Source organism: Photobacterium obscurum (genome assembly GCF_026191635.1).
GTDB classification, from domain to species: domain Bacteria; phylum Pseudomonadota; class Gammaproteobacteria; order Enterobacterales; family Vibrionaceae; genus Photobacterium; species Photobacterium obscurum.
Window position 1 is genome coordinate 73,909 of record NZ_JAKRRW010000008.1, and the last position, 12,422, is coordinate 86,330.

The 12,422-nt window shown below is 53.9% G+C and carries 12 protein-coding genes; 10 read left to right on the top strand and 2 right to left on the bottom strand.

Features of this window, described 5'->3' with window-relative positions:
• Window positions 1–61 precede the first annotated feature (61 nt).
• Entirely contained in the window at window positions 62–2,512 is a 2,451-nt protein-coding gene (plsB, locus tag MD588_RS12075) for a glycerol-3-phosphate 1-O-acyltransferase PlsB (protein ID WP_265697535.1), read from the bottom strand.
• A gap of 323 nt (window positions 2,513–2,835) precedes the next feature.
• Between plsB and lexA the strand changes: the two genes are divergently transcribed.
• The 6 genes from lexA to MD588_RS12105 all read left to right on the top strand — a co-directional run bounded on the left by lexA (window position 2,836) and on the right by MD588_RS12105 (window position 8,878).
• Window positions 2,836–3,456: a transcriptional repressor LexA gene (gene lexA / locus MD588_RS12080; protein WP_265697536.1), complete on the top strand. Its 621-nt coding sequence runs from the start codon at window positions 2,836–2,838 to the stop codon at window positions 3,454–3,456.
• A 142-nt stretch (window positions 3,457–3,598) separates the two neighbouring features.
• Window positions 3,599–4,396 (top strand): class I SAM-dependent methyltransferase, encoded by a 798-nt coding sequence (locus MD588_RS12085; protein WP_265697537.1) that lies wholly within the window; start codon window positions 3,599–3,601, stop codon window positions 4,394–4,396.
• 232 nt (window positions 4,397–4,628) lie between these two features.
• Window positions 4,629–5,780, top strand: coding sequence for a cytochrome c oxidase subunit II (gene coxB / locus MD588_RS12090; protein ID WP_407676566.1), 1,152 nt, complete (start codon window positions 4,629–4,631; stop codon window positions 5,778–5,780).
• A gap of 14 nt (window positions 5,781–5,794) precedes the next feature.
• Window positions 5,795–7,393 carry a cytochrome c oxidase subunit I gene (gene ctaD, locus MD588_RS12095; protein ID WP_407676567.1) on the top strand — a complete coding sequence of 533 codons (1,599 nt, stop codon included), beginning with the start codon at window positions 5,795–5,797 and terminating at the stop codon, window positions 7,391–7,393.
• Between the two features lie 10 nt (window positions 7,394–7,403).
• Window positions 7,404–7,967, top strand: coding sequence for a cytochrome c oxidase assembly protein (locus tag MD588_RS12100; RefSeq protein ID WP_265697696.1), 564 nt, complete (start codon window positions 7,404–7,406; stop codon window positions 7,965–7,967).
• A gap of 8 nt (window positions 7,968–7,975) precedes the next feature.
• Window positions 7,976–8,878 carry a cytochrome c oxidase subunit 3 gene (locus MD588_RS12105; RefSeq protein ID WP_265697538.1) on the top strand — a complete coding sequence of 301 codons (903 nt, stop codon included), beginning with the start codon at window positions 7,976–7,978 and terminating at the stop codon, window positions 8,876–8,878.
• A gap of 19 nt (window positions 8,879–8,897) precedes the next feature.
• Here the strand turns inward: MD588_RS12105 and MD588_RS12110 are convergent, their stop codons facing one another.
• A complete protein-coding gene (locus tag MD588_RS12110) occupies window positions 8,898–9,104 on the bottom strand; it encodes a DUF2909 family protein (protein ID WP_265697539.1) in 207 nt (68 codons plus the stop codon).
• 27 nt (window positions 9,105–9,131) lie between these two features.
• Here MD588_RS12110 and MD588_RS12115 point away from each other — a divergent pair, with 27 nt between their 5' ends.
• Genes MD588_RS12115 through cyoE form a run of 4 tightly spaced genes read left to right on the top strand, consistent with a single transcriptional unit; the run spans window position 9,132 to window position 12,332 of the window.
• Window positions 9,132–9,809 carry an SURF1 family protein gene (locus MD588_RS12115; RefSeq protein ID WP_265697540.1) on the top strand — a complete coding sequence of 226 codons (678 nt, stop codon included), beginning with the start codon at window positions 9,132–9,134 and terminating at the stop codon, window positions 9,807–9,809.
• Complete coding sequence (locus tag MD588_RS12120; protein ID WP_265697541.1) at window positions 9,806–10,354, top strand: cytochrome oxidase; 549 nt, start codon at window positions 9,806–9,808, stop codon at window positions 10,352–10,354. The genes MD588_RS12115 and MD588_RS12120 overlap by 4 nt, the downstream gene beginning before the upstream one ends.
• Window positions 10,355–10,363: 9 nt before the next feature.
• On the top strand, window positions 10,364–11,407 hold the full coding sequence (locus MD588_RS12125; RefSeq protein ID WP_265697542.1) for a COX15/CtaA family protein: 1,044 nt from the start codon (window positions 10,364–10,366) through the stop codon (window positions 11,405–11,407).
• Window positions 11,408–11,411: 4 nt separating this feature from the next.
• Window positions 11,412–12,332 carry a heme o synthase gene (cyoE, locus tag MD588_RS12130; RefSeq protein ID WP_265697544.1) on the top strand — a complete coding sequence of 307 codons (921 nt, stop codon included), beginning with the start codon at window positions 11,412–11,414 and terminating at the stop codon, window positions 12,330–12,332.
• Window positions 12,333–12,422: the final 90 nt, after the last annotated feature.

The following is a 12,422-nucleotide window of genomic DNA, read 5'->3' on the forward strand; positions in this document are numbered from 1 at the left end:
AGGTTCTAGGTTCTAGGTTCTAGGTTCTAGGTTCTAGGTTCTAGGTTCTAGGTTCTAGGTTCTAGGCGCTAGGATTGATATCTTCGCTCTTGTCTTCTCGGTTCATCACGGCCTGGATAGTCAGTTTCACTTCCGGAGAAACCAATGCTGCCAGTAGTTCGGCCAGTGTTTCAACCGGGCGAGAAACGGCATGACATTCATCATTGAGGTAGCCTTCGCTGCGCAGGGTTTTGACCAAGGTAGCAAATACCCCTTTGTCGAAGAACTCAGGTGCGTTGATACCGTGCAGGCGACTCAGGCGCTGGGCCATCATCTGGCTCTGCTGTTCTAGATCGCTCTTCATCAGTTGCGGCTCGGAGCGTAGCAAGGTCAGAGCAATTGCGTAGCGCTGCAATGTCTCGGAGATGGTACGGGCCAGTAGCTGCAATGGGCCGATGCGGGCATTGTTCAATGCAATATATTCACCGTCATTCAGCAGAAGACGCTGACGGATCAGCTCGTCGATTTGGGCATCAATTGCCGCCTTCAGATCCTCTTTCTCGTAGCGCAGGAACAGCTCGGCTTTGAGGAACGGGTACAGCAACTCGACTTGTTCGTGGATAGCTGCCACGCTTAGACGCTGATGCTGAACCACGATATGGGCAATCAATGACGGCAACGCAAACAAATGAATAATATTGTTGCGATAGTAGGTCATCAGGATCGATTGCTGGCGGTTCAGCGAGATGATCTCGCCCAGGCTGTCACGCTCGACGACGAACTTGTCCATTTCTATTGCATGGCTGACCAGCGTCGCCGCATCTTCTTCCGGCATTGTGCATTGGTCTGAGTAAGGCACGTTGCGCAGCAACTGCAGGTAGCAGTCCATTTGCTGCTCAAGCTCTTCTCGGCTCAGGGCACGCTGGCGTGAGGATAGCAGTGCCAGGGCACATAGGGTCAGTGCATTGGTCGCCGCGGCATCGTTGATATGGGTCATCATCTTGTTAGCCAAGTCATTGACCACCGGGCTAAGCCATTGCGGGCGCTGCGGTTCAATTGGATCGATGTCTTTATGCCATTCAGGAGCATGGTCGTTGAGGTAGTGGTTCAGCGAAATAGGCTCACCGAAGTTCACATAACCCTGACCGAGGTTGCGCAGTTTGCGTAGGGTACGCAGCACCTGGCCGACGTTTTCCTTTTCCTTGCGCTTGCCGCGTAGCTCATTGGCATAGGTGGCCACTTCCATCACATGTTCGTAGCCGATATAGACAGGAACCAGAGTGACCGGACGGTTCAGGCCGCGCAGCATCGCCTGGATGGTCATGGACAGCATCCCGGTTTTCGCCGGCAGCAGGCGACCGGTACGGGAGCGCCCACCTTCACTGAAGTATTCTACCGAATAGCCTTTGGCAAACAGCTCGGACAGGTATTCACGGAACACCGTCGAGTACAGGCGGTTGCCCTTGAAGCTACGGCGGATGAAGAACGCGCCGCCACGACGGAAAATGGGTCCGGCCGGGAAGAAGTTCAGGTTGATACCGGCTGCAATATGCGGCGGTACCAGGCCTTCGCGGTACAAGACGTAGGACAGCAGCAAGTAGTCCATGTGGCTGCGGTGGCAGGGAACGTAGACAATTTCGTGGCCATCTTGCGCCAGTTTGCGTACCCGCTGGGCATTATGGATGTTCAGCCCCTGGTAGAGCTTGTTCCATAGCCAGCCGAGGAAACGCTCGCCGCGCTTGATCAGTGAATAGGAGAAGTCGGCTGCAATCTCTTCCATCATATCAATGGCTTCTTTGCGCACTTTCTCGATCGGTACGTCACGGCTTTGGGCTTCTTCCGCCACGACTTTTTCGATGGCTTTGGAGGCCAGCAGTCGCTTGAACAGGACTTGGCGATCCGGCAGTTTCGGACCGGAAGCCGCCAGTTGCTGACGCGAGAAGTGGATTTTGGCTACGCGAGCCAGTTTGTGGGCGATAGAGTCGTCGGTACCGTGGTGATCGGCCATATAGCGCAGCGACACGGTCGGGCTCAGGCGTACCATACAGTCCCGGCCATGCCCCAGAATGGTAAAGAACTTTTCTGGACCATTGAGCGGACGCAGGACTGGTTTGTGGTTCTCTTCCTTGCCGGGTTTTCTGCCCCAGAGGATGGAAGCCGGGACGACCTGGATATCGAGCTCGCAGTCTTGCTTGTGCTGCTCCAGCAGGGCAGTAAACAGCTCGATGGATTCTTGCGGAAGCTCGCCGTCGGAACCGAACACACTAGGGCCATCGGAAATATACACATAGCGAACATAGGATTTGCCGCCCACTTCCAATGGCGACAATGGATCAGGCAGCCCCAACTCTTGGGTACTGCTGCGCAATGTCATCAAATCGGTATTAGAGCGAAACGGCAGGATATAAATAATCGGTCGTTCTAAATCTAATTCCAGATCTGCCATGGGATCAGAGGGAATTGAATGGGTTTTAACCAGCAGAGAAAGCGGCAAATTCAATAATTTTTGATAGATTTTCTGCCAACTTGACATGTCTTTAACTAGCCTCGAATTCTTAATGCGTCGCAAGGATAGCAGAAAATGCGCGGCGTTTTGCAGCGAAATGCCACATACTTGCGGTTAAATATCATTTTGAATGATGTTTTCCACTAACTAATTGTTGTTGAGAGAAGCGTTATTTGATTATTTAGCTTGTTTGCAGATTTATGCCATTTGGTGGGAGACATGCGTAATAGGCTTGTGCCGGTAATTGAATCCAAGCTATGGGAAATTGCTCTTTTCGTAAACAATGCCTTTTCAAGCTGGTTAACACTGGATATACTCACAGTGAACTGTATAAAAAGACAGGGTGAGTCATGAAACCGTTAACGCCGCGCCAACAAGAAGTCTTTGATTTGATCAAAGCAAAAATTGAAGATTCTGGAATGCCGCCAACACGCGCAGAAATTGCCCGTGAACTCGGTTTCCGCTCTGCCAATGCTGCTGAAGAGCACCTGAAAGCATTAGCCCGTAAAGAAGTGATTGAGATAATTCCGGGGGCCTCGCGGGGAATTCGCCTGTTGCTCAATAATGATGAGCAGGAAGAGCAGGGGCTGCCGTTGATCGGCCAGGTTGCTGCCGGCGAGCCGATTCTGGCCCAGGAACATGTGGAAACCCACTATGAGGTGGATCCGACGCTGTTTAAACCGCGTGCTGATTTTCTGCTGCGGGTCAACGGCATGAGTATGAAAGACATCGGTATTATGGATGGCGACCTATTGGCCGTGCACAAAACGCAGGATGTCCATAATGGCCAGGTGGTGGTAGCCCGTGTTGAGGATGATGTCACCGTGAAGCGCCTGGAGAAAAAAGGCTCCCAGGTTCTGCTGCATGCCGAAAATGAAGAGTTTGAGCCGATTGTCGTTGATCTTAACCATCAGCATTTGTCCATTGAGGGGATTGCTGTCGGGGTGATCCGTAACGCTGACTGGATGTGATCTTGCTGACGTCGGTTATTTCTCCTGGTCGATAGTCTCATCCATTATTGCCGGCTACACCAAGTTGTCTTTTGGTGTGGAATTTTTTTGCAAAAGTTAATGATAGTCATTATCATCTATCCATCATCATATGGAGGTGATAATGACTAATTCTTCCCGCTACCATATCCCTTCTGCCTTGCTTCAGCCGTTATGGCTGCGCAGCCGCGAAAGCCTGGCGGATGACCGCCTGATTTATGATCCCGTTGCTGCCGCGGCCTGCGGCCAGTGTCATCTCAAGCCTGACTGCTTGTCGGGGAACGTAACGGAGCGCCAGTTGCTCCATGCCACCCTGACGCTGCAATGTGATCGCCAGGTACAGCACTTTTTACGCCGCCATCCCAACGGCTGGATCATTAATGTAGGAGCTGGCCTCGATACCCGCTTTTACCGTCTTGATAATGGCCGCTGCCGTTGGTTTGAACTCGATACCGATGAAAATTTGCTATGGCGTGAGCGCCTGTTTCACCGTAATGAACGCTATACCATGCGTCCGGGCGCGGTAACGGATCTGTCATGGTTAAAGTCCCTGCCGGTAATGCATAATGCGCCGGTGTTATTGTTGTGCGATCAGGCTCTGCTGCAGTGTGACAGCAGCGAGGTGGCCAATTTCATCCAACGTATTGGCTGTCATTTCACGAAGGTCGAAGTGTGCCTGGCGATTGCGGGTGATCGCTGCGGAACGGCCATGGCGAAAAGAATGGGGGCGGGTGAGTATCGTCACGGCTTTAAAGACCCGGTACGGCAGGTATTGAGCTTGCTGCCGTGGGCCGAGTTGATCAGCAGCCACAGCCCTTTGGATAATCATTGCCCTCGCTGGCGTCCCTGGCAGCGTTGGATTGCAAAAATACCCAGCTTGAAATATCGCCTAACTCCTATTTTGGTACATATACAGCTGTAGTTTTTCTAGCTTCCTTTTCTTGTCGCTACTTATAGCGGGCATATCGCAGCGAATGGTCTTTCCTGCGCTAGTTATTTTTCAAGGCAATTTATTGCTCATTCTTTCGATCCTGTCCTAAGTTAAATGTAAATAAAGTGTTAATCGCGTTTCACTTATTTGCCCATGCCTGACGCAAAAATAGTGGGAGATGGGGCTTTGAATTAACTCAGGAAGACGGAAAGGAGGGATCCGGGTGAAGATTCGCCAACTGATCTATGGGTTACTGATTGCTGCTGTGACGCTACCAGCGGCGGCTGAAACGGAAACGATGCGCCTGAATATGACAGAGGGAGTGACCGAAGTCAGTCAGCGTGTGTTTGATCTCCATATGACCATTCTCTATATCTGCGTTGCCATCGGTATTGCGGTATTTGGGGTTATGTTCTGGGCTATCATTCACCACCGCAAGTCCAAAGGTGCCGTGGCAGCCTCTTTCCATGAAAGTACCAGGGTCGAAATCCTCTGGACCATTATTCCTTTCATTATTCTTATCCTGATGGCGGTACCGGCCACCAACACCTTGCTGGCCATGGAAGATACCTCGAAATCCGACCTTACGATTCAGATCACCGGCTCTCAATGGAAGTGGCACTATAGCTATTTCAACGAAGATGTTGAATTTTACTCTCTTTTAGCGACCACTACAGCTCAGATTGCCAATGAGCGAGATAAGCGGGAGACCTACCTGCTGGAAGTTGACCGGCCTCTGGTGTTGCCTGTCGGCCAGAAGGTGCGTTTTCTGATCACTTCGCAGGATGTGATCCACTCGTGGTGGGTACCGGACTTTGCGGTAAAGAAAGATGCCAATCCCGGTTTTATCAACGAAGCCTGGACCCGGATCGACAAGCCGGGGATCTATCGTGGTCAGTGTGCCGAGCTGTGCGGCAAGGATCATGGGTTTATGCCGATAGTGGTGATTGCCAAGCCGCAGGCGGAATACGAGCAATGGCTGCAGGTTACCAAAATCGCTCAGCAGCAAGCCTATGAAGAAGAGCAGCGTTTGCTGGCCATGCAGATGTCGATGGATGAGTTGATGGCGCTGGGCGAAACGGTCTATAACACCCGGTGTGCGATGTGCCATCAGGTGAACGGCCAGGGTCTGCCCGGTGCGTTCCCGGGGCTGGCTGAACAGGGGGTCTCAATTGATCCGGCGAAGAAGCTGGAACATATCAGCGTTGTAGTACACGGCCGAAGCGGTACTGCTATGCAGGCGTTTGGTCCCCAGTTAAGTCTTAAGGAGCTGGCTGCCGTAGTGACCTATGAGCGAAATGCCTGGGGGAACAATACCGGCGATACGGTCCAGGCAGCAGAAATACAAGCTGTCCTCAACGGTGAAGAGTTTTAAGGGAGAGTGAGAGAATGACGGATATGCTGCGCGAACAGACTGAGGTCGAGGAAACTCATACCCAGCATGCACATCACCAAAAAGGACTGAAACGCTGGCTGTTTACCACCAATCACAAAGATATCGGCTCGCTATACCTGATGTTTAGCTTTGCCATGTTCTTGATTGGAGGGGCAATGGCGATGGTGATCCGAGCCGAGCTGTTCCAGCCCGGTTTGCAGTTGGTCGAGCCGAACTTTTTCAATCAGATGACAACCGTTCATGGTTTGATCATGGTATTTGGCGCTGTTATGCCGGCGTTTACCGGCCTGGCTAACTGGATGATCCCGATGATGATCGGCGCTCCGGATATGGCGCTGCCGAGAATGAATAACTGGAGTTTCTGGATCCTGCCTTTTGCTTTTACCATGTTGCTGGCATCGCTGTTCATGGAGGGGGGCGGGCCGAACTTCGGCTGGACATTCTATGCGCCACTATCGACGACGTTCAGTCCGCAAAGTACCGGTTTGTTTGTCTTTTCGGTGCATATCATGGGTATTAGCTCCATCATGGGGGCAATCAATGTGATTGTCACCATCATCAACCTGCGCGCGCCGGGGATGACATACATGAAGATGCCGCTGTTTGTCTGGACCTGGCTGATCACCGCGTTCCTGTTGATTGCAGTGATGCCGGTGCTGGCGGGGGCGGTAACCATGGTGCTGACTGACAAGTATTTTGGTACTAGCTTCTTTTCCGCCGCAGGCGGGGGGGATCCGGTGATGTTCCAGCATATCTTCTGGTTCTTCGGCCATCCTGAAGTCTACATCATGATTTTGCCGAGTTTCGGTATAATTTCGGCTATTATACCTGCGTTTTCTCGCAAGAAGCTGTTTGGCTACAGCTCTATGGTCTATGCCACTGCCTCGATTGCCGGTTTGAGCTTCCTGGTCTGGGCACACCATATGTTTACCACCGGGATGCCGGTGGCGGCCGAGCTATTCTTTATGTACTGCACCATGCTGATCTCGGTGCCCACTGGGGTCAAGGTCTTCAACTGGGTGGCGACCATGTGGCGCGGCTCGCTGACGTTTGAGATCCCGATGCTGTTCGCTATTGCCTTTATTGTGCTGTTCACCATCGGCGGTTTTTCCGGCTTGATGCTGGCGATCACCCCGGCCGATTTTCAGTACCATGATACCTACTTCGTGGTGGCACACTTTCATTATGTGCTGGTCTCGGGGGCTATATTCTCGATCATGGCGGCGGCCTATTACTGGCTGCCGAAATGGACCGGGCATATGTTCGACGAAAAGCTGGCGAAGTGGCATTTCTGGTGCTCGATTGTCTCGGTCAATATCCTATTCTTCCCTATGCATTTCCTTGGCCTGGCTGGCATGCCACGCCGGATCCCGGACTATGCCCTGCAGTTTGCCGACATCAATGCGGTGGTCAGTATCGGCGGGTTCCTGTTCGGTTTGTCTCAGTTGATCTTCCTGTGGGTGGTGATCAAGTGCGTCCGCGGTGGCGAGAAGGCTTCGGCCAAGCCTTGGGACGGGGCGGAAGGACTCGAATGGACGGTTGACTCCCCGGCACCGCACCATACCTTCTCGACGCCGCCGAAGATTGATTAGGAGACTTATGATGACTCAGCCCTCCGAATCATCGCCAGCGTCCCGCCGCCAGAAGCGCTCAATGTGGTCGTTGGTCGGCATGGCAGTGGCAATGTTTGGCTTTGCCTTTGCCCTCGTTCCCCTGTACGACGTGTTCTGCGATATTACTGGTATCAACGGCAAGACGGCAGATACCCCAACCTCCAGCAGCCAGCGGATTGATAGGGGGCGGGAAGTGACCGTGGAGTTCGTCGCCTATATCAATCCGGGGGTGGAATGGACGTTTACCCCGGCCGTGACTCGTATGGTGGTGCATCCTGGCGAGACCCAGACCATCCATTACTCGGCGCGGAACCTGGCCCAGAAAGCCACTGTCGGTCAGGCCGTCCCTTCGGTGACACCGGGCATGGGCGCCCGCTACTTTAACAAGATTGAGTGTTTTTGCTTTAACCGCCAGCCGCTGGCGGCAGGTGAAACCGCGCAATTGCCTTTGGTGTTCTATGTCGATCCCGAGCTGCCGGAAGATATCAATACCCTGACGTTGGCATACACCTTATATAACGCTCAGCCGACTGCCACGGCACAAACGCAATGAGGTTGAAAATGGCGAATCCATACACTGAACATGATCAATCGATGCAAAAGCCCCACGAGAATTACTATGTACCGGAAGCCAGTGCCTGGCCGATTGTCGGTGCGGTGGCCCTGTTTTTAATTGCCCTCGGTGCGGGGGCGGCGGTAGGCGACCTGCTGAATGGGCAGGGCCCCTGGATTTTACTCTCCGGCGTCGGGTTGCTGCTGCTGATGCTGATTGGCTGGTTCCGTGACGTGATTCAGGAATCGATGGCCGGCCTGTATAGCCGTCAGATGGATAGGTCGTTCAAGCAGGGGATGAGCTGGTTTATCTTTTCGGAAGTGATGTTTTTCGCTGCCTTCTTCGGGGCGTTGTTTTATGCCCGGATGATTGCAGTGCCCTGGCTCGGCGGGGCGGGGAACAATGAGATGACTCATGCATTGCTGTGGCCGGAGTTTGTTGCCCAGTGGCCGCTGGTAGTTACGCCGGGGGGAACGGAAACACAGGCCATGGGGGCGCTGGGTCTGCCACTCTACAACACCCTGATCTTGCTGATCTCGTCGGTGACGGTACATATCGCCCATACCGCGTTGGAGCAGGATAACCGGCCGAGACTGACGTTGTTCCTACTGCTGACGGTACTACTGGGTTCGCTGTTTGTGTACCTTCAGGGGGTTGAGTATATCCACGCCTATCAGGACATGGGGCTGACCCTCGACGCCGGTATCTATGGCAATACCTTCTTCTTGCTGACCGGTTTTCACGGTCTGCATGTGACATTGGGAACCCTGATTTTGTTTATTGTCTGGCTGCGGGTACTGCGGGGGCACTTCTCGCCTGAGAAGCATTTTGCTTTTCAGGCCGGCGCCTGGTACTGGCACTTTGTCGACGTGGTCTGGCTCGGGTTGTTCATCTTCGTCTATATCCTCTGAAAGGTGTTGGTTCTGATGATCAGTACGGTCTCGGGTTGGGGGTGATATAGCCGCTGGCAACAGCGAGCAATAGCAGGAGAAAGACAAGGACGGAAACCAGGATCCGGCGACCGAGAGGGCGGCTCATTGGCTGATCATTGTGGCCTTTGAGCATTGCTGGCAGGGCGCGAAATAGATTCAAAATCACAAAGACCAACAGGCAGACAATAATGGCTTTCAGCAGCATAGGCACTCCATTAGATCACAGGTGAACATGCGAAGGATTGGTTTCATACTATTTACTGTGGCGGTACTGGTGACGTTGGTCAAGCTTGGCCTGTGGCAAATGTCCCGTGCCCAGGAAAAAGAAACCCTCAGCTCGGCATTGAAGGTTCGCAGCGAACAGATGTATTACAGCCTGGCCAGTTTGCCCGCCGATCCCCGCTGGTACAGCCTGACCCTGCATGGCCAGTTCGATCATAGCAAGGCGGTGCTACTGGACAACCAGCTGTACCGTGGCCGTCCGGGCTATCACGTGCTGTATCCGTTTGCGGCTGAGCAAGGGTGGGTACTGGTCAATCTGGGTTGGGTTGCCGCGCCAGTCTACCGGGAGCAAATCCCTGTCTTACCCGAGCACCATGGTGAGCTGCGGATTTCCGGAGTGATTGCCCCGCCGTCACAACTGCTGGAGCTGAAGACTGAGTCGCTCGGGCCGGAGTGGCCGCTGCGGGTGCAGAACCTGCGAGTTGAACAACTCAAAGAGCTGATGGGGATCCCGCTCCAGCCCTGGATACTCCAGATTGATGCAGATGATCCTATCGCCCTGCAGCAAAGCTGGACACCGGTCGTCATGGGGCCGCAGAAACACTACGCCTATGCCGTGCAGTGGTTTCTGTTGGCTGCTGCAGTCTCAGGCATGGCTGCCTGGTGGTTAAAACGGAGTCAGGTATGAAGAAACACGGAACGTTATTGTTATTGCTCAGTGCCTTTTTGCTGCCGTTGGTACTGGCCAAGCTGGTGCTGGACCTGAACTGGTATCAGGGGGGCGTTACCAACCGCGGTGAGTTATTGTCCACTCCACTTGCCAATGAATGGCTTGGTCAAAGCGGTAAATGGCAACTGGTGTACCTGATGCCGGACGAGTGCGATGAACTGTGCGCAGGGGCATTGTTCAACCTGCGACAGATCCCGTTGGCTGTCGGTGCCGAGCAGGATCGGGTTAGCAGCGTACTACTGGTGACGGAGCCTGACTGGTCCCATTTCTCGCCCGAGGTACGTAAACAAGTGCAGGGCGTGGAGCAGACGCAAGTCCCCAATCATGTCGTCAGCCAGCTTAGGACTTTGGAGTACGGTGCAGAGGCTATCTATATCGCTGATCCGCTCGGCAACGTGATGATGGCCTATCCTTTAGTGAAAGGAAAAGCCGCGATTCTCGCTCAGGGCAAGGATGTATTGCGAGATCTCAAGCGGTTGCTGAAAGTGTCAAAGATCGGCTAAGGAGAGCCTATGCGGTTGTTCACTCTTAAGTATCTCGTCTATCTGACTTTCCTGTTATCTCTCGTTGTGATTGCGCTTGGTGCCTACACCCGGCTGACCGAAGCCGGATTGGGCTGCCCCGACTGGCCGGGATGCTATGGCTTTGCCACCGTGCCCCAAACCAGCGAACAGCACCAGGCCGCTGCCGCCGCATTTCCCGAGAGCCCGGTTGAGGTGGAAAAAGCGTGGAATGAAATGGTCCATCGCTATTTTGCTGGCACCCTGGGACTGCTTATTCTGATTATTAACCTCGCCGTCTGGCGACGCCGGCATACTCCAAAGCTGTTGCCGGCTCTATTGCTTGGCACGGTGATTTTCCAAGCGGTACTCGGTATGTGGACCGTAACCCTCGCCCTGATGCCAGTGGTGGTTATGGGGCATTTGCTGGGGGGCTTTACCACTGCCTCCCTGCTGCTGTTGCTTGCCCTGCGAATACGCCGTCGTGAGTCCTACTCAGTTAGCCAGGCTAGCCTGCCGCCATCTGCCCAACGATTAAAATGGCTGCCGCTATTGGCCGCGGCAGCCTTGGTGGTTACGGTTGGCCAAATTGCTCTTGGTGGCTGGACAGCAGCGAACTATGCGGCTGTTGTGTGCACCCAGCTGCCAATTTGCGAAGTGGACTGGTCGAAAAGCTACGATGTTTCGGCGTTTAACCCAATTCAGCCCGAGCATGAAAGCTATCAATACGGGGTGCTGAACTTTCAGCAACGGGTCTCAATTCATGTCACCCACCGCCTGGGAGCGGCCATCACAGCCTTGGTGCTCGCAGTACTTATTTGGCGGCTGTGGCTATCGGTGACGCTACGGCGTTTGGCCATTGTTGTGGGCGGGGTATTGGCGGTGCAGGTTGCACTGGGGATCACCAACATTGTTGCCAGTTTGCCGTTGTTGGTGGCCGTCGGCCATAATCTGGTTGGGGCGGTATTGCTACTGGCTCTGGTAGTGACCAATTACCACATTTACTGCTGCCGTCATGCGGCACGGGATCATTGGCATTTTGCACGGGAGGGCTGAAGTCATGGCTAAATTACAGGTTGCTGGCAATACCAGCGTTAAAGCGGTCGGCCATCGAAAGCGTGTCTGGCAGGACTATATGACGATGACCAAACCCAAGGTTGTCGCCATGCTGTTGCTGACTGCCTTGGTCGGAATGTGCCTGGCGGTTCCGGGTATTCCGCCGATGAAAGCCGTGATCTTTGGGCTGGCGGGTATTGGCCTGCAATCAGCTGCCGCGGCAGCCTTCAACCATGTGCTCGATCGTCGTTTTGATGCCCAGATGGCACGAACCTACCATCGCCCGTTGGCCAAGGGACGAATTGAAACCTACAAGGCGGTCATTTTTGCCTCTGTGTTGATGGTGGCCGGTTTCGCTTTGCTATGGCAGCTCAATGCGCTCACGGCGTGGCTGACGCTTGCCAGCTTGGTGGGCTATGCGCTGGTGTATACCGTGTGGCTCAAGCATGCCACGCCGCAGAATATCGTGATTGGCGGCCTGGCCGGTGCAGCTCCGCCGTTACTGGGCTGGACAGCCGTGACTGGGCAGCTAGACCCGCATGCCTTACTGTTGGTGATGTTGGTTTTTACCTGGACGCCGCCGCATTTCTGGGCCCTGGCTATCCACCGTAAAGATGACTATGCCAAAGCCGGGATCCCGATGTTGCCGGTGACCCATGGGATCGAGTTTACCAAAACCATGGTGTTGCTCTATACCGTTATGCTGGCACTGGTCGGCCTGCTGCCCTGGCTGACTGGAATGAGCGGCGGGTTATACCTGATCGGGAGCAGTATCCTGAATTTGGGGTTTATCGGTTATGCCGTCAAGCTGAAGTATGCGGACCAAGCCGGTCATGCCTGGGCGACCTTCAAGTATTCTATCTGGCATCTGCTCGCCTTGTTCGTGGTCCTGCTGGCAGATCACTGGTTGGTCAGTTGGGTATAATCCTTCCTGCTGGCTTTTGTCGCAGCCGGCAAGTCGCTACACTGTGAGCCTTTCTTGTTTGTTATGTCAGCCTCGGTACTTCCGGGGCTG